This window comes from Pantoea sp. MBD-2R (assembly GCF_039134845.1).
GTDB lineage: Bacteria > Pseudomonadota > Gammaproteobacteria > Enterobacterales > Enterobacteriaceae > Erwinia.
In genome coordinates this window covers 980,745-1,001,388 of sequence record NZ_CP152417.1, presented here as the reverse complement: position 1 = coordinate 1,001,388, position 20,644 = coordinate 980,745, and the positions used below count along the sequence as shown (strand labels likewise).

General features: G+C 54.0%; 19 protein-coding genes, 3 tRNA genes and 2 rRNA genes. 11 read left to right on the top strand and 13 right to left on the bottom strand.

Going from position 1 to position 20,644, the window contains the following annotated elements; translation table 11 throughout:
* Window positions 1–167 precede the first annotated feature (167 nt).
* The 4 genes from AAGQ96_RS04535 to hpxZ are packed head-to-tail and all read left to right on the top strand — an operon-like array spanning window position 168 to window position 3,732.
* Window positions 168–1,754: a gamma-glutamyltransferase family protein gene (locus AAGQ96_RS04535; protein ID WP_342754956.1), complete on the top strand. Its 1,587-nt coding sequence runs from the start codon at window positions 168–170 to the stop codon at window positions 1,752–1,754.
* A gap of 12 nt (window positions 1,755–1,766) precedes the next feature.
* A complete protein-coding gene (gene hpxX, locus AAGQ96_RS04530) occupies window positions 1,767–1,955 on the top strand; it encodes an oxalurate catabolism protein HpxX (protein WP_147195488.1) in 189 nt (62 codons plus the stop codon).
* The gene (locus AAGQ96_RS04525; RefSeq protein WP_342754955.1) at window positions 1,952–3,346 is read left to right on the top strand and encodes an AtzE family amidohydrolase; all 1,395 of its coding nucleotides are present in this window, start codon (window positions 1,952–1,954) and stop codon (window positions 3,344–3,346) included. Before hpxX ends, AAGQ96_RS04525 begins: the two co-directional genes overlap by 4 nt.
* Window positions 3,347–3,348: 2 nt before the next feature.
* A complete protein-coding gene (hpxZ, locus tag AAGQ96_RS04520; RefSeq protein WP_147195484.1) occupies window positions 3,349–3,732 on the top strand; it encodes an oxalurate catabolism protein HpxZ in 384 nt (127 codons plus the stop codon).
* A 408-nt stretch (window positions 3,733–4,140) separates the two neighbouring features.
* Here hpxZ and puuE read toward each other — a convergent pair whose 3' ends face one another.
* From puuE to AAGQ96_RS04505, 3 genes are read right to left on the bottom strand one after another with little or no spacing between them, the layout of a single operon-like run.
* On the bottom strand, window positions 4,141–5,100 hold the full coding sequence (gene puuE / locus AAGQ96_RS04515) for an allantoinase PuuE (RefSeq protein ID WP_147195482.1): 960 nt from the start codon (window positions 5,098–5,100) through the stop codon (window positions 4,141–4,143).
* Window positions 5,101–5,131: 31 nt separating this feature from the next.
* Window positions 5,132–5,872, bottom strand: coding sequence for an allantoin racemase (gene hpxA, locus AAGQ96_RS04510; RefSeq protein WP_342754954.1), 741 nt, complete (start codon window positions 5,870–5,872; stop codon window positions 5,132–5,134).
* Window positions 5,869–6,600: a GntR family transcriptional regulator gene (locus AAGQ96_RS04505; RefSeq protein WP_342754953.1), complete on the bottom strand. Its 732-nt coding sequence runs from the start codon at window positions 6,598–6,600 to the stop codon at window positions 5,869–5,871. Before AAGQ96_RS04505 ends, hpxA begins: the two co-directional genes overlap by 4 nt.
* Window positions 6,601–6,745: 145 nt before the next feature.
* Here AAGQ96_RS04505 and AAGQ96_RS04500 point away from each other — a divergent pair, with 145 nt between their 5' ends.
* On the top strand, window positions 6,746–8,239 hold the full coding sequence (locus AAGQ96_RS04500) for an NCS1 family nucleobase:cation symporter-1 (protein WP_342754952.1): 1,494 nt from the start codon (window positions 6,746–6,748) through the stop codon (window positions 8,237–8,239).
* 46 nt (window positions 8,240–8,285) lie between these two features.
* Here AAGQ96_RS04500 and AAGQ96_RS04495 read toward each other — a convergent pair whose 3' ends face one another.
* The gene (locus tag AAGQ96_RS04495; RefSeq protein WP_342754951.1) at window positions 8,286–10,718 is read right to left on the bottom strand and encodes a formate C-acetyltransferase/glycerol dehydratase family glycyl radical enzyme; all 2,433 of its coding nucleotides are present in this window, start codon (window positions 10,716–10,718) and stop codon (window positions 8,286–8,288) included.
* A 4-nt stretch (window positions 10,719–10,722) separates the two neighbouring features.
* A complete protein-coding gene (locus AAGQ96_RS04490; RefSeq protein WP_342754950.1) occupies window positions 10,723–11,622 on the bottom strand; it encodes a glycyl-radical enzyme activating protein in 900 nt (299 codons plus the stop codon).
* A gap of 136 nt (window positions 11,623–11,758) precedes the next feature.
* Here AAGQ96_RS04490 and fsa point away from each other — a divergent pair, with 136 nt between their 5' ends.
* A complete protein-coding gene (gene fsa / locus AAGQ96_RS04485) occupies window positions 11,759–12,421 on the top strand; it encodes a fructose-6-phosphate aldolase (RefSeq protein WP_342755520.1) in 663 nt (220 codons plus the stop codon).
* A 102-nt stretch (window positions 12,422–12,523) separates the two neighbouring features.
* Here the strand turns inward: fsa and AAGQ96_RS04480 are convergent.
* A tRNA-Asp gene (locus tag AAGQ96_RS04480) sits at window positions 12,524–12,600 on the bottom strand.
* Between the two features lie 134 nt (window positions 12,601–12,734).
* The gene (dnaQ, locus tag AAGQ96_RS04475; protein ID WP_147195472.1) at window positions 12,735–13,469 is read right to left on the bottom strand and encodes a DNA polymerase III subunit epsilon; all 735 of its coding nucleotides are present in this window, start codon (window positions 13,467–13,469) and stop codon (window positions 12,735–12,737) included.
* Window positions 13,470–13,520: 51 nt separating this feature from the next.
* On the opposite strand from dnaQ, the gene rnhA reads away from it, so the two are divergent.
* Window positions 13,521–13,988 (top strand): ribonuclease HI, encoded by a 468-nt coding sequence (rnhA, locus tag AAGQ96_RS04470; RefSeq protein WP_147195470.1) that lies wholly within the window; start codon window positions 13,521–13,523, stop codon window positions 13,986–13,988.
* Here the strand turns inward: rnhA and AAGQ96_RS04465 are convergent.
* On the bottom strand, window positions 13,973–14,710 hold the full coding sequence (locus tag AAGQ96_RS04465; protein ID WP_342754949.1) for a class I SAM-dependent methyltransferase: 738 nt from the start codon (window positions 14,708–14,710) through the stop codon (window positions 13,973–13,975). The genes rnhA and AAGQ96_RS04465 overlap by 16 nt on opposite strands.
* Window positions 14,711–14,754: 44 nt before the next feature.
* Here AAGQ96_RS04465 and gloB point away from each other — a divergent pair, with 44 nt between their 5' ends.
* The 3 genes from gloB (at window position 14,755) to AAGQ96_RS04450 (ending at window position 17,852) form a co-directional block, all read left to right on the top strand.
* Window positions 14,755–15,510 carry a hydroxyacylglutathione hydrolase gene (gene gloB, locus AAGQ96_RS04460; RefSeq protein WP_342755519.1) on the top strand — a complete coding sequence of 252 codons (756 nt, stop codon included), beginning with the start codon at window positions 14,755–14,757 and terminating at the stop codon, window positions 15,508–15,510.
* Between the two features lie 70 nt (window positions 15,511–15,580).
* Window positions 15,581–16,942, top strand: coding sequence for a murein transglycosylase D (mltD, locus tag AAGQ96_RS04455; protein ID WP_342754948.1), 1,362 nt, complete (start codon window positions 15,581–15,583; stop codon window positions 16,940–16,942).
* Window positions 16,943–17,150: 208 nt separating this feature from the next.
* Window positions 17,151–17,852, top strand: a complete 702-nt coding sequence (locus AAGQ96_RS04450) for a cyclase family protein (RefSeq protein ID WP_342754947.1) — start codon at window positions 17,151–17,153, stop codon at window positions 17,850–17,852.
* Here the strand turns inward: AAGQ96_RS04450 and AAGQ96_RS04445 are convergent.
* Window positions 17,849–18,646: an endonuclease/exonuclease/phosphatase family protein gene (locus AAGQ96_RS04445; protein ID WP_147195462.1), complete on the bottom strand. Its 798-nt coding sequence runs from the start codon at window positions 18,644–18,646 to the stop codon at window positions 17,849–17,851. The genes AAGQ96_RS04450 and AAGQ96_RS04445 overlap by 4 nt on opposite strands.
* Window positions 18,647–18,856: 210 nt before the next feature.
* Here AAGQ96_RS04445 and yafC point away from each other — a divergent pair, with 210 nt between their 5' ends.
* Window positions 18,857–19,777, top strand: a complete 921-nt coding sequence (gene yafC / locus AAGQ96_RS04440; RefSeq protein WP_147195459.1) for a DNA-binding transcriptional regulator YafC — start codon at window positions 18,857–18,859, stop codon at window positions 19,775–19,777.
* 170 nt (window positions 19,778–19,947) lie between these two features.
* Here the strand turns inward: yafC and AAGQ96_RS04435 are convergent.
* The 4 genes from AAGQ96_RS04435 to rrf (AAGQ96_RS04420) all read right to left on the bottom strand — a co-directional run bounded on the left by AAGQ96_RS04435 (window position 19,948) and on the right by rrf (AAGQ96_RS04420) (window position 20,533).
* Window positions 19,948–20,024, bottom strand: a tRNA-Asp gene (locus AAGQ96_RS04435).
* Between the two features lie 118 nt (window positions 20,025–20,142).
* Window positions 20,143–20,258 (bottom strand): 5S ribosomal RNA (gene rrf / locus AAGQ96_RS04430).
* Window positions 20,259–20,289: 31 nt separating this feature from the next.
* Window positions 20,290–20,365: transfer RNA gene (locus AAGQ96_RS04425), tRNA-Thr, on the bottom strand.
* Window positions 20,366–20,417: 52 nt separating this feature from the next.
* Window positions 20,418–20,533, bottom strand: a 5S ribosomal RNA gene (gene rrf / locus AAGQ96_RS04420).
* Window positions 20,534–20,644: the final 111 nt, after the last annotated feature.

Here is a 20,644-nt window from a genome sequence, read left to right as displayed (position 1 = left end):
GAGAACATAGCCTATACAAATAACGTGCCTGGCAGAAAAAAACCGCTAAATAGCGAGGTATCTTCCGGCGGTTAAGGCTTTTTTTCAATGTTTAACCCGATATCAGCGGATAACTGGAACATCTCTTGCTTTAGTTAACGCACTGTCACCCTGAAAAAGAGATTGTGATGATCCAAAGTAATGTCGCCCCGTTAGGTATGGCCGTGACGCCCCATCATCTTGCCAGCGAAAGCGCGCTGGCCGTTTTGCGTGAAGGCGGCAACGCCATTGAAGCGATGGTCGCGGCGGCGGCGACCATCGCCGTAGTGTATCCCCATATGAATGGTCTGGGCGGCGATGGCTTCTGGCTGATTGTGCCGCCACAGGGTGAGCCGGTTGCCATCGATGCCAGCGGCGCAGCGGGTTCACTGGCCGATTTACGTTTTTACGAGGCGACTTCAGCCATCCCGCATCGTGGTCCGAAAGCGGCCCTGACGGTCGCCGGGACGGTCAGCGGCTGGGCAGAAGCATTAAAGATTTCTGACGAGCTGGGCAGTTCGGTTACGCCGCTTGCGCGCCTGCTGGCAGATGCGACCCGCTATGCCGCAGATGGCATTCCGGTGACGCAATCGCAGGCGGCGGCAACGGCAAGTAAATATCATGAACTCGCGGAGCAGCCGGGTTTTGCCCATACTTTTCTGCCCGAAGGCGAGGTGCCGCGTGCAGGCAGCCGCTTTACCCAACCTGACCTTGCTAACACGCTGATTCAACTAACGGAAGAGGGGCTGGAAAGCTTCTACCGCGGTTCGCTGGCCAGTAAACTCGCCAGCGCGATGTCCGCGCTGGGGATGCCAGTCACGCTTGAGGATTTGAATCGTCATCAGGCGAAACGGCGCACGCCGCTGCGGATCCGGCACCAGCACGGCGAAGTGTATAACATGACGCCGCCCACGCAGGGCGTGGTGTCGCTGGCCATTCTCGGCATTATCGATCGGCTGGATATGAACGGCGCCGATGAAGCACAAACCATTCACCGCATCGTTGAAGCCACCAAACTGGCATTTGGGCTGCGCGATCGCTATATCACCGATCCGCGCCACATGACGGAACAGATGCAAAGCCTGCTCGACTCAGATTTGCTGGCGCGGCTGGCCAGCGAGATCGATGATCGGCACGCCGCACCATGGGGAAGCGGTAAAGGACCAGGCGATACCGTATGGATGGGGGTGATGGACAGCAGCGGGCTGGCCGTTTCCTTTATTCAGAGCATTTATCATGAGTTCGGCAGCGGCGTGGTGCTGCCGGGCACCGGCATTACCTGGCAAAATCGCGGCGCGGCGTTTAGCCTCGATCCCAATCATCTGCTGGCTCTTGCGCCCGGCAAACAGCCTTTTCATACCCTGAATCCTGCCGCTGCCCGCCTGAATGATGGGCGCACCATGGTTTACGGCTCAATGGGCGGCGACGGCCAGCCGCAGACCCAGGCGGCGATTTTTACCCGTCATATCGTGCAGGGCATGCCGCTACAGCAGTGTGTTAGCGCCCCGCGTTGGCTGCTGGGCCGCACCTGGGGCCAGGCCTCCGATTCGCTGAAGCTGGAAGGCCGTTTTTCCAGCGAAACCTTTGCCCGCCTGCGCGCACTCGGCCATGAAGTGGAAGCGCTGGATGATTTCAGCGAAGCAGTCGGCCATGCAGGCGCCATCGTACGTCATACCAACGGTATGCTGGAAGGCGCATGCGATCCGCGCAGCAACGGCAGCGCCGCCGGTTTTTAACAGGAGAACACCATGAAGCAGACTTCGCCCGACTGGGCAGCCTATGTGGCACAGATGGAGCAGGTTCTGGGCGTGACGCTGGATGACGAGCGCCGCGCCGAACTGCTGGTGCAGTTTACCCGTATCGCCGGTATGGCAGAGCCATTGATGGCGTTTCCACTCGACGATCGGCAGGAAGTGGCGGGAGTATATAAAGCATGAATCTGCACAGGTTATCCATCGCTGAACTGAAACGCGCGTTGATTAAAGGTGAGCTTAGCGCCCGAGAGATTGCCCAACAGACGCTGTCGGCCATCGGGCAACATAATCCCGCGATCAACGCCTGGACAGAGATCACGCAGGATCGCATGTTGCAGGAGGCCGATCGCCTTGATCGACTGCGTAAAGAAGATCGTCCGCTGCCGCCGCTGGCAGCGATCCCTTATGCGGTTAAAAATCTGTTTGATGTGGCCGGTCATACCACGCTGGCGGGTGCCAGCCTGTTTAGCGATCGCCAGCCTGCTACTCATGACGGCTGGGCGGTGCGTAAACTGGCCGACGCTGGCGCGATGCTTTCCGGCATGCTGAATATGGATGCTTACGCTTATGGTTTTACCACTGAAAACAGCCATTACGGCGCAACCCGTAATCCACGGGATCTGACCCGCATCGCTGGCGGATCTTCCGGCGGCTCTGCGGCAGCCGTCGCTGCGGGTCTGGTGCATTTTTCTCTTGGCACGGACACTAACGGGTCGATTCGCGTTCCCGCCTCGCTGTGCGGTATTTTTGGCCTTAAACCCACCTTTGGCCGTCTTTCCCGCAGCGGCAGCCAGCCGTTTGTCGCCAGCCTGGATCATATTGGCCCGTTTGCCCGTTCTGTGGAGGATCTGTCGCTGGTTTATGATGCGCTTCAGGGGCGCGATGCGCAGGACAGCTTTCAGGCAGAGCGTGCGATCCATCCTGCACACCGCTTGTTGGAGCACGGCGGTGAAGATTTACGTTGTGCCGTGCTGGGCGGTTATTTCCAGACGTGGTGCGATGATGATGCACGTGCTGCTGTCGCGCTGGCGGCGAAAGCGCTGAATGCACAGGATGAGATTTCCCTGCCGGAAGCAGAACTGGCCCGCACCGCCGCCTTTATTCTTACCGCTTCGGAAGGGGGCAACGCTTATTTGCCCGCCCTGCGCAGCCAGCCAGAGCGTTTCGAGCCGTTATCGCGCGAGCGGCTGCTGGCAGGCGCGATGATCCCCTCCGCCTGGTATGTGCAGGCGCAGCGTTTTCGCCAGCATTTTAAACAGCAGGTGCTGCCGCTGTTTGAGCAGTTCGACGTGCTGATTGCGCCAGCCACCCCCACCAGCGCCACGCCCGTCGGCCAGGAAACCATGCGCATTAACGGCAGCGATTTGCCGATCCGTGCCAGTATGGGGATGCTGACGCAGCCCATTTCCTTCCTCGGCCTGCCGGTGACCACGGTGCCGCTGCAAACGCCGGGCGGTCTGCCAATTGGCTTACAGCTGATTGCCGCGCCGTTCAAAGAAGAAGCCTGCCTGCGGGCAGCCTGGGCGCTGGAAAAAATGGGCATTGCGAAAGCATTACCAATAACGGGTTTCTGACTATGAAAAGTGAATATATCGATCGACCGTTGATTCTGGCGGAGGTAACCGCCGCCTTTTATCGTTATGAAGAGGCATTAATCAGCAACGACACGGTGGTACTGGACGAGCTGTTCTGGCACGACGCGCGCACCGTGCGGTTGGGTGCAGGAGAGAATTTATATGGTATTGAAGAAATCCGCGCTTTCCGGGCGGCACGTCCCTCAACAGGGTTGGATCGCCAGCTGCGTAATACGGTAATCACCACCTTTGGGGAGGATTACGCGGTGTGCAGCACCGAGTTCACCCGCGAGGGAACCGACAAAATCGGGCGTCAGCAGCAAACCTGGGTGAAGCTGCCGTGCGGCTGGCGAATCGTTGCGGCGCAGGTGAGTTTGATGAGCTGACAGGCGGTCCTTGCTCAGACCGCTTCACGATTGCCACCACCGAAGATGTAACCGCGAATGCAAGCACTGGATCGTGCTTGCGTCTACGGCCGTTGGAAATCCTCTCCTGAATTCGGTGCCCGCTTGCTTAAGGCGGCGGAAAGGCCCAGCGGCATTGTACATTAATCAGCCGGGTCAGGCACTTGACAGATGATATAAAGCAGCCCACTATATGAGCACTGGATCGTGCTTGCGTTACGTTGGTAACCAACACCCTGCTGAGAAGGTCGCTTAACCTGACCAGCACAAAAAAACCGCCTTTATCGGCGGTTTTTTTGTTTGCTGAACAACCTAAAATTCAGTGTCTTAGGGTCTTGTCCCGCCACAGACATGACGACAACCCAACGCCAGGTCTCGTCCAACGCTGAATCAAACCTCAGGCGCCGGATGCGTTTTCACCCAGTGATCGGCAATCTGCTGACGCGTGCAAATCCAGACTTTCTCATGCTGCTGGATATAATCCAGGAAGCGTTGCAGCGCTTTGAATTTCCCGGGCCTGCCCAGCAGACGGCAGTGCATGCCAATCGACAGCATCTTCGGCGACGTTTCACCCTCTTCATACAGCACGTCAAAACTGTCTTTCAAATAGGTATAAAACTGCTCTGCCGTATTAAAGCCCTGCGGCGTGGCAAAACGCATGTCGTTGGTTTCTAAGGTGTAAGGAATAATCAAATGCGACTTCACCGTGCCGTCCTGACAGGTGACCTGCGCCCAGAAAGGCAAGTCGTCGCCATAATAATCACTGTCGTAGGTTAACCCGCCCTGCTCGACCACCAGTCGGCGCGTGTTCGGGCTGTCGCGTCCTGTGTACCAGCCCGTGGGCGCTTTGCCAAACAGATCGGTCAATGTATCGATCGCCTGCTGCATATGCTGACGCTCGGTTTTGGCATCCATTCCCTGATAGTGAAGCCAACGCCAGCCGTGGCTGACCACATCGTAATCGGCATGTTTAATCGCCTCGACGATCTCCGGATGACGCGCCAGCGCCATCGCCACGCCAAATACCGTTAGCGGCAGATCGCGTTTCTGAAATTCGTTGTGGATACGCCAGAAACCCGCACGCGAACCGTATTCATACAGAGACTCCATCGACATATGCCGCTCGGGGTAACTGGCCGCGCCAATAATATCGGACAGAAACTGCTCCGAACCGGCATCGCCATGCAGTACGCTGTTTTCTGCGCCTTCTTCATAATTCAAAACGAACTGTACGGCGATGCGCGCCTCATTTGGCCAGGCCGCATGCGGAGGATTGCCCGCATAGCCAATCAGATCACGTGGATAGTTTTTGTTAAAGCTGTATTCTTTTTTCTCGCTCGTATCATTCATGATCGCTTGTCCTGTTCCGGGGCAACTTCACTTAGTTTAGGTGCTTAAACTGACCCGTCAGGGTTTTTCGCACCGGATAGTCTAAATCGCCATGCTTACTGGTCGACAAGCCAAGCGCCACCAGCGATTCCACCATTTTGACTGCCGCGCCCACGCCATCAACGATCGGGATGCCCAGTTCTTGCGTTAGCTCGCGTGCAAGGTTCGCCATGCCGCCACACCCCAGTACGATTGCGCCGCTGCCGTCCTGCTGTTTTGCCCGAATGCAGCCCTGCCGCACCTTTTCCTGCGCAACGCCGCTACCGTCTTCCAGCGCCAGAACGGGCAGATTGATAGCGTGCAGCGCTGCGCAATGGCGTTCAAAACCGTACTGCTGCAACAGATGTTGTGCAATAACCACCGTCCGAGGCAGCGTCGTGACGATCGAAAAGCGTGTGGCAACCATCGTGGCCATATGCATCGCCGCTTCGGCAATACCGATTACCGGCCCCTGTGCCAGTTCACGCGCGGCCAGCAGGCCCGGATCGCCAAAGCAGGCAATAACATGCCCACAGACGCCCTGCTCGCGTCCGGCTTTAATCTGCTCCAGTACGCCAATCGTTGCCACCGCCTCATCAAAATGCCCTTCGATGGAAGCCACGCCTGACGACGGACACACGGCCAGAATCTCCGTCGTCGGTGCCGCGACCGCGCGCGCTGCGGCACCGATAGTTTCAGTCATCGCCAGGCTGGTATTGGGATTAATGACCTGAATAATTTGCCTCTCCGTCATTTATTCACTCCCTGCGCTGTGCCGACATGCGCAAATAATTTGGCGAAATCGGGCAGCGTTTCACCGCCGCGTTCAAAGTGCAGACTCGCTACGATATGCGCAAAATGTTGCTGCAATGCGTCAGTCAGCGCCGTGAGCGATTTTTTTCTCAGCAGCTCGGTCAGCCGATCGTGATCGTCACAGCGGCAGCCCTGCTGCCACGGTGCGCCCCAGGCGGCAATAACCAGCGAAGAGCGCTGCGTCAGGCTTGTCACCATTCCGGTCAGCACCTGATTGCCCGAGATAGCCTGTAACTGGATATGAAACGCCGCAGAAAGCCGGATTGCCGCAGGGCCATCACGATCCTCATGCGCCTGCTGCTCCTGCCGGTTGAGTTTTTCCAGCGCCACCAGATGAGGAGACTGACAGTGTTCGAGCACGGCGGGCAGATTGGCGCATTCCAGGAGCGAGCGGGTGCGGAAAATATCCTGCGCTTCTTCCACCGAAGGCGTGGCAACCTGTGCACCACGTCCGGGCGTCAGCACAATCATTTGCACCGCGGCAAGGCGGTGAAGCACTTTACGAATGCCGGTACGGCTTACGCCAAATACGCTGGACAGCGCTTCTTCCGGCAATTTACTGCCCGGCGGCAGCTGGCGCTCGACGATAGCCGCCAACAATGCCTGATAGATAGGTTCATCCCTGTCTGGCAGGTCTGAGGCCGTTTTCAGGCCGGTTTCACTTTTCATTTCCTGTCCGGTCAAGTTGGTGATCTTTAAAAATCGTACACAATATTTGTCAAGCTTGTATACACGATTTCAATTTCTGGCCTGAATCCTGCAATACCTCCCACAGCAGGTTTGCACTTAACGAAATATTTGAGGAGCAGGTTTCATGCCAAATAGTCAAAAAATTTCCCAGGCGACGGCGGATTCAGCCCATGCCCACTACAGCCCGCGGCTGTGCAATGACGACCTCGCACCCACGCGCGATCAGAACTGGAGCTGGTACAACATTTTCTCTTTCTGGATGTCAGATGTGCACAGCATGGGCGGCTATGTGGTGGCAGCCAGCTTCTTCACCCTTGGCCTTGCCAGCTGGCAGGTGCTGTTATGTCTGCTGGTCGGCATCTGTATTGTGCAGATTTGCGCAAACCTTGTTGCCAAACCCAGTCAAATGGCGGGCGTTCCCTATGCCGTTATCTGCCGTCAGGCTTTTGGCGTGTTCGGTGCCAATATTCCGGCGGTGATCCGCGGCTTGATCGCTTTTGCCTGGTACGGCATCCAGACCTATCTGGCGGCAAACGCGCTTATGCTGGTTTCACTGAAATTCTGGCCTGCACTGACGCCGCTGACGCACGCTTCATGGCTGGGCCTGTCGCAGCTGGGCTGGATATGTTTCGGCGTAATGTGGTTTGCTCAGGCGCTGGTGTTCTGGCATGGGATGAATGCGATTAAACGCTTTATCGATGTGGCGGGCCCGGCAGTATATGTGGTGATGGTGGCGCTGGCGGTTTGGATTGTATACAAAACCGGTTTTAACGGGATTTCTCTGACGCTGGCAAGCAAACAGCTGAGCGGCGGACAGCAGGCATGGGAAATGATCACCGCCACGGCGCTGGTCGTCTCCTACTTTTCGGGGCCGCTGCTCAACTTTGGCGATTTCTCGCGCTATGGCAAAAATATGAATGAGATCCGTCGCGGCAACCGCTGGGGATTGCCCTTTAACTTCTTGCTGTTTTCTGTGGTTACCGTGGTGATCGTTTCGGGTACGCAGTCGCTGTTTGGCCACATGATCACCGATCCTGTCGAAACGGTGAGCCGCGTCGGCAGCGATTTAGCCGTGGCGATTGGCCTGCTGACCATGATCACCGCGACCATCGGCATCAATATTGTCGCCAATTTTGTTTCGCCAGCCTTCGACTTTTCCAACTGCTCACCGCAAAAAATCAGTTTCCGCACCGGCGGAATGATCGCCGCCGTAGGCTCGGTTTTACTGACGCCATGGAACCTCTTCCAGTCGCCGGAGCTGATCCACTATACGCTGGACGTGCTGGGCGCCTTTATTGGCCCGCTGTTTGGTATTTTGCTGTGTGATTTTTATCTGATTAAGCGCGGCCAGATTTCCGTCAACGATCTGTTTAACGATACGCCAAAAGGGCAGTACTGGTATCGCGGCGGCTTTAATCCAAAAGCCATCGGTGCGCTGGTACCGTCGGTACTGATTGGCCTGGCGATTAGCTTTACGCCTTCTCTGCATGCGGTCGCAAACTTCAGCTGGTTTATTGGCGTGGCGCTTTCGGCAGGCTGCTACCGCTGGATTGCGCGGGAAGATCGCGTGAGCGTCCCTCAAGGTTACGGTGGGAAAGTGATGGTGGAAAAAAGGTAATTTCGCATCCGGAAAGCCTGATGCCTGGGGCACCAGGCTCTGGTCGCTATAACGTATGCTCCGTCCTGGCGATAATATCGTCCTGCGCATCGGGGGAAAGTGCCGTGAAGAAGGCCGAGTAGCCTGCTACCCGCACCACTAAATCACGGTGCTGGTCCGGGTATTTCTTTGCTTCCAGTAATGTTTCTCGCGAGACGATGTTGTACTGAATATGCCAGCCTTTATGCGCTTCAAAAAAGGTGCGCAGCAGGAACATCAGCTTTTCACGATCGTGGATGTTATCAAGCGTTGTGGGATTCAGTTTTTGATTCAGCAGCACGCCACCCAGAATTGAGCCGGTCGGTAATTTCCCAACGGAGTTAATCACTGCCGTTGGCCCCAGATGGTCAGTGCCGGAAGCGGGGCTGGCACCTTCCGCCAGTGGCGTATGCGCTTTACGGCCATCCGGCGTCGCCATGGTCTGCGCACCAAAAGGCACATTGGCTGAGATAGAAGACGTGCCGGCGTAGTAGCGTCCGCCGATGGGGCCGCGTCCAAAACGCGGATTTACATACTGCCCAAGCTCATCAATATAGGTTTGATAAGCTCGTACCAGCAGGTTATCGACCTCATCACAATCGTTACCGTATTTGGGCGCGTTATTGATCAGACGCTGGCGCAGCTGTTCGCCAGTCAGCCCGGCAAAATCTGTCGCAAGAGCATCGGCCAGCGCTTTCTGACCAATCATCCCCTGTTCAAAGATCAGTTTCTTGACCGCAGCCAGACTGTTTCCCAGATTAGCAATGCCAACCTGTAGTCCGGAAACCCAGTCATATTTCGCACCGCCCTGCTTGATGCTTTTTGCCCGCATAATGCAGTCGTCCACCAGCGCCGAGCAGAGAATGTCGTGCGCATTTTCTTCCAGCACCGTATCCACCACATATTCGATCTCAATCGATTTGCGCGTGTAATAACGAATCTGCCGATCCCAGGCCGCCATTACCTGATTCACGTCGTGGAAGTTACCGGCAGAGAGCGCTTCGGGCTGCGGAAGAAAAACCTGACCGCTGGTGGCATCGCGGCCCCCCTCAAGCGCGGCCAGCATTACTCTGGCAAAGTTAATAAAGCTCATGCCGGTGCAGCGATAGCCCCACTTGCCGCCTACCGCGGTTTCGATACAGCCAATCGCGGCATACTGATAAGCGTCTTCCGGCTCCACGCCCAGCGCAATAAATGCCGGGATCACCACTTCGTCATTATTAAAGGCAGGCATGCCAAAACCACAGCGAATGACCTGTACGCAAGCATCCAAAAAGTCATCGCTCATCCCGGCATGGTAACGCACGCTAAGGTTAGGCTGCGTGGAACGCAGGCGACCACAGGATTCCAGAATCAGATAAGAAAGAGGGTTTACGGCATCGACAGCTTTACCGTTCAGCAGATTTTGCCCGCCGATGGTCACGTTCTGGTACAGCGGGCTGCCCGCAGAGGCTTTAGAGTGGGAGCCGGAGCGGATTTTATTCACTTCCAGCAGCTTCAGCCAGCAGCTGTGCAGCAGTTCAATGGCCTGCTCGCGATCGAGTTTTTGCTCCAGCTCCGCATCGCGGCGGTACCAGGGATAGAGATACTGATCCATCCGGCCAAAAGAGACCGAATGCCCGTTGGATTCGATCTGCAACAGCAGCTGGATGAAATAGCATAATTGCAGCGCCTGCCAGAAGGTTTTCGGCGGCTGGTCGGCAATCAGCTCGCAGTTTTCGGCGATTTGCAGCAGCTCGACCTGCCGTGCGGCGCGGGTTTCTTTTACGGCCATGTTGCGCGCCAGTACGGCATAGCGACGAATATGGTCGCTTACGGCCAGTAAAACGATCTCAATCGCTTTCAGAAATTGATCGCCGTGCAGATCATCCAGCCGGGTTAGATCGATACGGGCACGCCGTTCGGCCACGGTGTCCCGCAGCCCTGCCAGCCCTTTTTCCAGCAGCAGTGGGAAGTTGACGGCCAGATGCGCGTCGCCTGAGGTCATATTCCCTTCAGCTTTGATAATGCCGGTTGCCAGCAGCGCCTTTTGCTCGTCGGTAAACAGACCGTAGCAACGGTCCTGCACCGTCTGACCACGCCACCACGGGCAGATTTCATGAAGAACGCGTTTGTTTTCTTCACTGACCGAGAAGCCCGCGCCGGGACGATCCGCCAGCTCATCAATTTCTTTTTCAATCCATGAAACAGTGTATTCGGGAAAGATCGGCGCTGCGCGGACTTCACTGGCCTGATTGCCGACGATCAGTTCATCATGCTTAATCCAAATCGTTCTGTTAGCCAGATGATATGACAGCGCCATTGCGCGCCGTACCGGCACCGGTTTGTCCATATTTTGCTGATAAATTTGCGTGTAGTGTCTGGCGCGTTCGGTACAAACGGGTGGCTTAACGATATGCACCAGCGCAGCCTTATGGGTGCGAATGCGTTCGTTCAGGGCATTGAGATGAAGTACGGTCATGATGTTATCCTCTAAGAGTGGCGACCAGCCCTTTTTGCCGAGCGTAATCTTTGGCGAAAAGGAGGCGTTCCGGGCAGTCGAAAGGCTTATCCGGGGCGAGATAGGGCAGATCGAGCAAGGCGTACTTGCTCATCCCCAGCGTGTGATAGGGAAGAAAATGGATTTCGCTGACCTGAAGTCCCTCCGCTGCGAAATCGACGATGGCTTTAATGGCTGGCTCATCTGCGTTAAATCCCTGAATCAGCGGCACGCGGATCACCATCTTTTTGCCGGATGCGGCAAGCTTGCGCAGGTTATTCAGCACCCGCTTCGCTGAGCCTCCGGTCCATTGCCTGAATGCCACCTTATCGACATGTTTCAGGTCAGCGAGAAAGAGATCGGTGTAAGGCAAAGCGGGTTCGATATAGTGCCAGGGAACGTGCAGACAGGTTTCCACCGCGGTAGAAATCCCTTCCTCATAACAGGCTCTCAACAGCTGTTCGCTCAGGCCTGGGTGCATAAAAGGTTCGCCGCCGGAGAGCGTGATACCGCCACCGCTACGCTGATAAAAGGGCTTGTCGCGTCTGACAATGGCCATGATCTCTTCGACCGTTTTCTCCTCGCCACACAGGCTCAGCGCCTGTGTCGGACAGCACTCTGCCAGTGGCTTAAGCTGCTCTGGCTGGATTTTTTCACGGAAAATAAGCAGGTTATCATCGGTTCGGCGAATACGCTGCGGTGCAATCCGCTGGCACAGGTCACATCCCGCAAGACAAAGCCGCGCATCAAACAGTAATTCCTGATGTCGCGAGCGGCTTTCCGGGTTTTGGCACCAGCGGCAGCGTAGCGAACAGCCTTTTAAGAATACCAGGGTACGGATGCCTGGCCCATCATGAGTCGAATAACGCTGGATATTAAAAATCATCAGACGCCCCCAAAGGTTTCGGATGAAATTAAATAACTTTCGAAAGAAAGACATATTGACATCGGTCAATATTTGAAGTCACGGGAGAAGTAGACTGGACGCAATCGGCTGAACATCACATTTTTGAGGAATAATGATGGAACTCTATCTGGATACCGCTGATGTTGCGGCGGTTAAACGCCTCGCCCGACTTTTTCCGCTCCATGGCGTGACCACCAATCCGAGCATTCTTGCCGGTGGTAAAATGCCGCCAGAAGAGATATTGCCGGCACTGCGGGAAGCGCTGGGCGACCAGGGAAAACTGTTTGCTCAGGTCATGGCTCCCCGCGCGGAAGACATGGTGGAAGACGCGATAACGCTGCGGAAGATTATTCCCGATTTGACCGTCAAAATACCCGCCACCGGCGAAGGTTTGGCGGCCATGAAGCTATTGAGAAAGGAACGTATTCCAACACTGGGGACGGCCATTTATGGTGCCACGCAGGGGCTGCTTTCAGCACTGGCTGGCGCAGAGTATGTTGCGCCCTACGTTAACCGCGTGGATGCTCAGGGAGGAGACGGGATCCAGACCGTGAGGGATTTGCAGCAGCTTCTTACCCTTCATGCGCCTGACGCAAAGGTGCTGGCTGCCAGCTTTAAAACGCCTCGTCAGGTACTCGGTTGCTTACTGGCGGGTTGTCAGTCCGTCACGCTGCCCGTTGATGTAGCAGAACAGCTCATCACTACCCCGGCCGTCACGGCGGCGGTCGAAAAATTTGAGCAGGACTGGTTAAAGGCTTTTGGCAGGATGGGAATTTAAAAGCAAAAGGACTTGAGGCATATGCGGCTTCAGAGGGTGAATTTTTATCCTGCTGAAACGACGAAAGCCTGATTCATTTCTGAATCAGGCTTTCTGGATACTTGGCGGAACGGACGGGGCTCGAACCCGCGACCCCCTGCGTGACAGGCAGGTATTCTAACCAACTGAACTACCGCTCCGCGCTTTGTTCCCCGTCGGGAACGAGGCGAATATTACGGTGACGCATGCAAGCCGTCAATGCTTTTTCTGCCGCTTTCTAATCGACTGCCTGTTTTTTCAACTTACGGTATTTTTCTTGTTCATTTCTGGCGTTTTATGCCCGCCATAAACAACTGCCGCCCTTCTTCATCACCAAGTCGAGCCGCTCTTCATGTTTGCTGACTTCATCTGCCGTGGCAGTAACAATACGCAGGCCCGATGCCGGACGGGTTATACGATATATAGCGTCATCATTGCTCTGCTCCTGCCGATCGCCTTCCATTGAAAATTTCAGCGATGTCTGGCCGCCGGTCATGGTCAGGAAAACTTCCGCCAGAATTTCGGAGTCCAGCAGTGCGCCGTGCAGCGTTCGCTTGCTGTTATCTATTTCGTAACGTGAACAGAGTGCATCCAGGCTGTTGCGCTTGCCGGGAAACAGCTTACGCGCCATCGCCAGGCTGTCGGTAATCTTGCAGAAGGTTTCGGTCTTCGGAATATTACGGCCCAGCATGCCAAATTCATAATCCATAAAGCCGATATCAAACGAAGCGTTATGGATCACCAGCTCCGCGCCATCAATGTAGGCCAGGAAGTCATCCGCCACATCGGCAAAAGTTGGCTTGTCCGCCAGGAATTCATCGGCAATACCGTGTACGCCGAACGCCTCGGGATCCACCAGCCGATCGGGCTTCAGATAAACATGGTAATTGTTACCGGTCAGACGGCGGTTCACCACCTCCACAGCACCAATTTCGATAATGCGGTGCCCTTCGTAATGTACCCCGATCATGTTCATGCCGGTGGTTTCAGTATCGAGTACGATCTGACGCGTTGTATTTACTGTGCTCATAGGACCTGTTTATGTCAGACTTGGCGTTTTTCAGCAGGGAGTCTACCAGAGATGCCTAAGCAGGTAGAAATTTTCACCGACGGTTCTTGTCTCGGCAACCCTGGCCCGGGGGGCTACGGTGCCATTTTACGCTATGGCCAGCACGAAAAAACTTTTAGCGCCGGCTACTATTTAACGACCAACAATCGTATGGAACTGATGGCGGCGATTGTTGCGCTGGAAGCCTTAACTCAGCAGTGTGAAGTGGTGCTGAGTACCGACAGTCAGTATGTCCGCCAGGGCATTACCAGCTGGATCCATAACTGGAAGAAGCGCGGCTGGAAAACGGCCGATAAAAAGCCGGTAAAAAATGTCGATTTATGGAAACGACTGGATACGGCCCTGAGCCATCATCAGATCAAATGGGAATGGGTCAAAGGCCACGCCGGACACGTTGAAAACGAACGCTGTGATGAGCTGGCGCGTGCGGCCGCTGGCAGTCCCGCTTTTGAAGATGTGGGCTATCAGTCAGAATCCTGATGACGCTGGCGCGTACGGTACTGGCTGGTCGCGCCGACTGCCGGACTGAGCCTTCTCTTCGCCGCGGCTTTTTTAGCCGGATTCATAATCAACGGGAAGGTTCTTTTACGCGCCACGATAATGCTCAAGCAGCCTAACGCCGGAAAATGGGTGCTGATCATCTTCCCACCCTGCCGATTCCATGGCAGCACCTGAAAGCGCGTCCGCTGTACCACTTCGTAATTCAGCAGATTAAGCCAGTCCATCAGCCTCATTTGGGTAAACATCCGGCTGTTCCACGGTACCTTGCGATGGAGGCCCGGGATCAGCTTGCCAACGCCTAAGACACTGAAAGGATTAAAGCCGCTGATAATGATCCAGCCATCGTCAATTAAGACGCGATCGACCTCACGCAGGATACGATGCGGATCGCTACTCCATGCCAGACAATGCGCCAGCAGACAGGCATCGACAGACTTGGATTCAAACGGCAGGCTACCCGGCTCGGCAATCACCTGCAGGTTGTCGCCGTTCAGCCCTACGTTCACCTGATGCGATATCGCACAGCTCTCGGTGTCGATCTCTGCACTTAGCTGCCCCAGCTTCAGTAAATGAAAACCGTACATCCTGGCGAGGCAGGGCTGGAGATGCTTGATGAGCGCCTCACGGTAAAATTCTCCCCAGGGGATCTGGGACCATGAGTGCGGCACCTGACGAATATGGCGTGTTTTAGCGGGCTTCATGCTTTACCATCTTCTTTCCATTTCGGCCATTAAAAGAGGCGATGATGAATCTTACCAGCATTCCGGCATTTCAGGATAACTACATCTGGACCCTAAATGACGATCGGGGACAGTGCCTGATTGTTGATCCGGGCGAAGCGGCTCCGGTACTGGCAACTCTGGCAAAAAATCAGTGGCAGCCGGTCGCTATTCTTCTGACTCATCACCATCATGATCATGTTGGCGGCGTAAAAGAACTGGTCGAAAAATACCCAGACATAGTGGTATGGGGGCCCGCTGAGACACAAGATAAAGGTGCCACGCACATTGTGAGCGAAGGCGATAAGGTCGCTATTTTGGGTCTCGAATTTAGTGTTTTTTGCACGCCCGGTCACACTTTAGGACATATCTCATACTTTAGTTACCCTTATCTTTTTTGTGGCGACACGATGTTTTCGGGCGGCTGCGGTAGATTGTTCGAAGGCACTGCGGAACAAATGTTTAATTCTTTTCAAAAACTTAATCAACTACCCGGCGATACGCTGGTCTGCTGTGCGCATGAATATACGTTATCCAACATGAAGTTTGCACACACCCTTTTCCCGGATGATGTTAACATTGCCCGGTATTACCAAGAAATTAAGGAGTTACGGGCAAATAATGGCGTTTCACTGCCCGTAAAACTGGATTTAGAGCGACAAATAAATGTTTTTCTAAGAACTCAAGACGTTGATTTACTGAAAGTAATTGGCATGGAAACAGCTCCGCAACAAGAGTGGCACGTATTCGCAACTCTACGCGAGAAGAAAGACCGTTTTTAATTTTTCGGGTTGTGTTGAAAGGAGCGAGCACGTATAGTTGCTCGTCTTTTAAGCGAGCAATGACACACACATGAAGGCTAAAGCGATATTACTCGCCTCGGTCTTGCTGGTTGGGTGCCAGGCATCGAAGCATGATGCCAACCTTCCTGAGCAGCATGCACAGAGTTTGTCTTCAGCAGGTCAAAGTGAAACAGAACGGTTATTATCGCCAAGATGGCAGGATGATGGGACCAGCCTGACGCAGGATCAGGATCTGTGGAATTTCATTAGCGACGAGTTGAAGATGAAGGTTCCGGAAAATACCCGGATACGCGAACAAAAACAAAAGTATTTAAGAAACAAGAGCTATCTCCACGATGTAACGTTACGGGCAGAGCCGTATATGTACTGGATAGTCGAGCAGATTAAGAAACGTAAGATGCCGATGGAACTGGTACTATTACCCATAGTGGAGAGCGCTTTTGACCCCCATGCCACTTCTACTGCAAATGCCGCTGGCATCTGGCAGATAGTGCCGCAAACGGGGCGTAATTATGGTTTGAAACAGAACCAGTGGTATGACGGGCGCCGTGATATTGTCGCCTCAACGAAAGTTGCGCTGGATATGATGCAGCGCCTGAACGGCATGTTTGGCGGAGACTGGTTACTGACCGTTGCCGCCTATAACAGCGGTGAAGGACGCGTGCTGAAAGCGATCAAGGCCAATAAAGCCCGTGGAAAAGCAACGGATTTCTGGTCGCTGTCGCTGCCACGTGAAACGACAGTCTACGTGCCGAAAATGTTGGCGCTGAGCGAACTGCTCAAAAACAACAAGCGTTACGGTATCCGACTGCCAGCACCGAATGAAACCCGTGCTCTGGCGCGCGTGGAGGTCGGTCAGCAAATTGAACTGACGCAGGCGGCCGAAATGGCTGGCATGTCGCTAAGTAAGCTAAAAAGCTTTAATACTGGCTACAAACGCGGCAAGACGGCACCAAACGGCCCGCACTACATTATGGTGCCCAAGTCGAACGTAGCAAAACTGCGTAACTCGCTGGCCACTGGTGATATAGCCGCAGTACAGCCAACGGCGCTGGCCAGTACTACGACCAGTGCTTACAAGGTACGTAACGGCGATACGCTTTCAGGGATCGCAAAACGCCTGAACGTTTCGGTGAAAGAGCTGCAGCGTGCAAATAACCTGCGTGGTGCAAATATCAAACCGGGACAGACGTTAAGCCTGGGCGGCAGCGATAGCGCTACCAAACTGGCCGATAATGGCAACAGCATCACCTATCAGGTTCGTAAAGGTGATTCTCTGGCCAGCATCGCAAAACGTCATGGCGTGAACATGAAGGACGTCCAGCGCTGGAACAACGGCGGTCTGGCAAATATACAGCCAGGCGATAAGCTGACCCTGTTTGTCACTAATCGTGTTACGCCCGACAGCTAGCCTGTTGTACTTTAAAACCAGCCGCAGTTAAGCGCTCTTTGTTTGAGATGCTTAACGGGCTGGTTTTTTATATCTGCTTTATTTTCTGTTCAACGTTCGTTTCGTCTCCTTTTCCTCTTCTCCCAGTCAGGCACCCCGGTTTTTCCTTTCCTGACAACGACCCGTTATGCTTTACTGCTTCTCTTCTCCGATGAATGATAAAAAGCTTATGAATAACGATCTTGTCAATCTGTTAAGCCAGCATCGTCTAATCGAGCTGAATCACCTGTATGAAGAACAGATGCCAGTCTGGCCTGGTGACGGGCGTTTTTTTATGAGCAAAGCCGAAGATTTTAGTACGGGTGATGGTAACTACAATTGCCAGCTTAGCCTTGGCGACCACTGTGGTACGCACATTGATGCGCCTGTGCATTTCATTGAACAGGGTAAAAGCATCGACCAAACCGATGTACGCCAGCTGATGGGGCGCGGACGCTGCATGGATATGTCGCATCTGCCCGCAAACAGCGAAATAAGCCAGGCACAGCTGGAAGAATGGGAGTCATGCCATGGTGAGATTGTTGCGCACGATATTGTACTGATTCGTACCGGATACGATCGTAAATGGCAGCGTCGTCCACATCATGCAGAGTTTATGGAAAACTGGGCGGGCTTGTCTGGTGAAGGCGCTGCGTATTTACTGCGAAAGGGCGTGACGGTGTTTGGCACCGACTCAATGTCTTTGGATGCTTTTACCAGTGAAAATTATGCCGCTCACCAGGCTGTTTTGGGCGCCGGCGGGATGATTATTGAAAGCCTGGCCAATCTTTACCGCCTTCCTGCTGAATTCACTTTCATTGCCCTGCCCCTGCGCATTAAAGGCGCGTCAGCTTCTCCTGTCAGGGCAGTTGCGCTGGTGAAAGATAACTAGCGTGGGGGCGCGGGCTGAAACTCGACCAGCAACGGATTATGGTCGGAGGCTCGGGTAACCAGCACAGAAGCTTCCGCAACCTTCATACCGCGATAGAATACAAAGTCCAGCGGGCGACCAAAAGCCTTACGGCGGTGATCGTCAGTAAAACTCACCTCTGTGAGTCCCATATCCTGCGCAAAAGTGTATAAAGCATTGATGCGCTGGCGGCTCCAGGCATTAAAATCACCGGCCATAATAACCGGCCCACGATGATGAATGATTTGTTCACCGATCGGCCCCAGCTGTTTACTGTAGACGTCAATGCCCAGGCTGAAATTAACGGCATGGATATTCACCACCATCAGCATCTGGTTATCTGGGAGCGGATAAGCCGTTACCAACGCTGACTTGGCAAGACGCAGCAGGGGTTCCCGCTCCCTTAAGGGGTAGCAGTAGACCGGATGAGCTGACGCCAGCGTCATTACGCCTGAAGGATGCTGCGGCAATACGAAGGCAGGAACCTGATCGGCAGCCAGATAGTTAGTCGTCGCAAACTTCACCAGTTCAGGCGTTGTTTGCGCTTCCTGGAGCAGTACCAAATGCGCATCTTTGCCAAAATTCTGCAAAACGGACAGCCATTCTGCACGTTGCTGCTTGAAAATATTCCAGACCAGCACGCGCAATGAAGATTCAGCCGTGAGTGGCGCGCCTGGCGGTAATGCTTTCCCGACATGCAGCATCGCACCAGGCGGAAAAATCCGTTCCGCTGGCTGCCCTGCAACATATCTCATGGCATAAGTCTTTTTCCGCACGTTATCGCCTGACCTTATTAGCTGAAAATGTGTATAGCTTCCTTCAGTTATAGGGACTTTAGCGTCGGGTTTCAATCAGAGCCTGCTAATAACTGTCAGAAGCTAAGTAAAGATTTATGTTAATACGACATAGCTGGCGCTGAAGATCGGCGCATGCTTAAATAACAAAAAGAGCCACAGTGACAATACAATTTTGTCCAGGGAGCAATAATGAAAGCCCATTCAGAAGAACTGGCAATTTTTGTAGCCGTTGTTGAAGGTGGAAGCTTTAGCAGAGCAGCAGAACGGCTGAGCATGGCTAATTCTGCGGTTAGTCGGGCTGTTAAAAAGCTTGAAAATAAGCTTGGGGTTGAACTACTAACCCGAACGACCCGACAAATTAAGCTGACACAAGAAGGCGAAGCTTACTTTCGTCGGGTACAGTCGATCCTGCAGGAAATGGCGGCGGCCGAAAATGAGCTGATAGAGAGCAAAAATATGCCACAAGGCTCGCTGCGAATCGATGCGGCAACGCCTGTTGTTCTGCATTTGCTAATGCCAATGATTAAACCCTTTCGTAAACGCTTTCCTGAAGTAACGCTTTCACTGGTTTCGTCAGAGACCTTTATCAATTTAATTGAGCGAAAAGTAGATATTGCTATTCGAGCTGGAAATTTATCCGATTCAAGCTTACGTGCCCGCCCGCTTTTCATCAGCCGCAGAAAAATTGTCGCCAGCCCGGCATATCTTAGTGAGTATGGCGTCCCTGAACGCGTAGAAGATCTTACTCATCATCCTTGCCTGGGATTTGTTGAACCACTTAGTCTGAATCGCTGGCCCGTTGCAAAAGCAGACGGTCAGCTGTACGACATTACTCCCGAGTGCACGTCAAATAGTGGTGAAACAATCAGGCAGCTTTGTCTGACGGGTAATGGCATTGCCTGCCTGTCCGATTTTATGATCGATAAAGACCTTGCTGAAGGGAAGCTTGTTGAGCTGATGGCGGATAAACTGTTGCCGGTTGAGATGCCTTTCAACGCGGTTTATTACAGCGACCGTGCGGTTAGCACGCGTATCCGCTCGTTTATCGATTTTATCGGAGAATGGCTTGCAGGGCAGTCACAAGGGAAAGCAATCGGCCAGGGAAAGTAAACCAGAGCCCTGACCTGCCCTGTTCCTTTAGGGCATCGCTTTATTGCAATTCAGCTCGCTGTTGATCATTGAAGCCTGCATGAAACACGAAGTCTTGCATAGTGCCCAGGGCGCCGTTGGGCTATAAACAAAAAAGCCCTGAGTCAGATGACTCAGGGCCTTATGTAAAGTGGCGGAACGGACGGGGCTCGAACCCGCGACCCCCTGCGTGACAGGCAGGTATTCTAACCAACTGAACTACCGCTCCACCGATTCTGTACTGAACTCAGAATGTTGCTTCTGATATCAGGTGTTTCGCCCTTTCCGTGTCAAGGGAGAGGTCTGAGCGCAAACGGTTAACTCACGTTTACTGCTACTTAATTGATGCCTGGCAGTTCCCTACTCTCGCATGGGGAGACCCCACACTACCATCGGCGCTACGGCGTTTCACTTCTGAGTTCGGCATGGGGTCAGGTGGGACCACCGCGCTAAAGCCGCCAGGCAAATTCTTTTCCGAACTCATGCCATATTACTGGTGCTGATACCCAGAGTCGAACTGGGGACCTCACCCTTACCAAGGGTGCGCTCTACCAACTGAGCCATATCAGCACGCTTATTACTTACAGTAAGCGGAAAACACACGCTTAATGCTTAATTTGATGCCTGGCAGTTCCCTACTCTCGCATGGGGAGACCCCACACTACCATCGGCGCTACGGCGTTTCACTTCTGAGTTCGGCATGGGGTCAGGTGGGACCACCGCGCTAAAGCCGCCAGGCAAATTCTGTGCTCTGTCCTGTGTCTTTCGCTCCGTGGCCGCGTTGCCTGCGCTTGTAAAGTCAGTCACATACTTCAGTATGCTCTTTCCTTCACGGCACTTGCCGCCTTG

What these genes read in the sequence shown, in the direction of transcription:
- AAGQ96_RS04535 (WP_342754956.1), top strand. Translation starts at nt 168, where the DNA reads ATGATCCAAAGTAATGTCGCCCCGTTAGGTATGGCCGTGACGCCCCAT.
- hpxX (WP_147195488.1), top strand. Translation starts at nt 1,767, where the DNA reads ATGAAGCAGACTTCGCCCGACTGGGCAGCCTATGTGGCACAGATGGAG.
- AAGQ96_RS04525 (WP_342754955.1), top strand. Translation starts at nt 1,952, where the DNA reads ATGAATCTGCACAGGTTATCCATCGCTGAACTGAAACGCGCGTTGATT.
- hpxZ (WP_147195484.1), top strand. Translation starts at nt 3,349, where the DNA reads ATGAAAAGTGAATATATCGATCGACCGTTGATTCTGGCGGAGGTAACC.
- puuE (WP_147195482.1), bottom strand. Translation starts at nt 5,100, where the DNA reads ATGAATGATACGAGCGAGAAAAAAGAATACAGCTTTAACAAAAACTAT.
- hpxA (WP_342754954.1), bottom strand. Translation starts at nt 5,872, where the DNA reads ATGACGGAGAGGCAAATTATTCAGGTCATTAATCCCAATACCAGCCTG.
- AAGQ96_RS04505 (WP_342754953.1), bottom strand. Translation starts at nt 6,600, where the DNA reads ATGAAAAGTGAAACCGGCCTGAAAACGGCCTCAGACCTGCCAGACAGG.
- AAGQ96_RS04500 (WP_342754952.1), top strand. Translation starts at nt 6,746, where the DNA reads ATGCCAAATAGTCAAAAAATTTCCCAGGCGACGGCGGATTCAGCCCAT.
- AAGQ96_RS04495 (WP_342754951.1), bottom strand. Translation starts at nt 10,718, where the DNA reads ATGACCGTACTTCATCTCAATGCCCTGAACGAACGCATTCGCACCCAT.
- AAGQ96_RS04490 (WP_342754950.1), bottom strand. Translation starts at nt 11,622, where the DNA reads ATGATTTTTAATATCCAGCGTTATTCGACTCATGATGGGCCAGGCATC.
- fsa (WP_342755520.1), top strand. Translation starts at nt 11,759, where the DNA reads ATGGAACTCTATCTGGATACCGCTGATGTTGCGGCGGTTAAACGCCTC.
- dnaQ (WP_147195472.1), bottom strand. Translation starts at nt 13,469, where the DNA reads ATGAGCACAGTAAATACAACGCGTCAGATCGTACTCGATACTGAAACC.
- rnhA (WP_147195470.1), top strand. Translation starts at nt 13,521, where the DNA reads ATGCCTAAGCAGGTAGAAATTTTCACCGACGGTTCTTGTCTCGGCAAC.
- AAGQ96_RS04465 (WP_342754949.1), bottom strand. Translation starts at nt 14,710, where the DNA reads ATGAAGCCCGCTAAAACACGCCATATTCGTCAGGTGCCGCACTCATGG.
- gloB (WP_342755519.1), top strand. Translation starts at nt 14,755, where the DNA reads ATGAATCTTACCAGCATTCCGGCATTTCAGGATAACTACATCTGGACC.
- mltD (WP_342754948.1), top strand. Translation starts at nt 15,581, where the DNA reads ATGAAGGCTAAAGCGATATTACTCGCCTCGGTCTTGCTGGTTGGGTGC.
- AAGQ96_RS04450 (WP_342754947.1), top strand. Translation starts at nt 17,151, where the DNA reads ATGAATAACGATCTTGTCAATCTGTTAAGCCAGCATCGTCTAATCGAG.
- yafC (WP_147195459.1), top strand. Translation starts at nt 18,857, where the DNA reads ATGAAAGCCCATTCAGAAGAACTGGCAATTTTTGTAGCCGTTGTTGAA.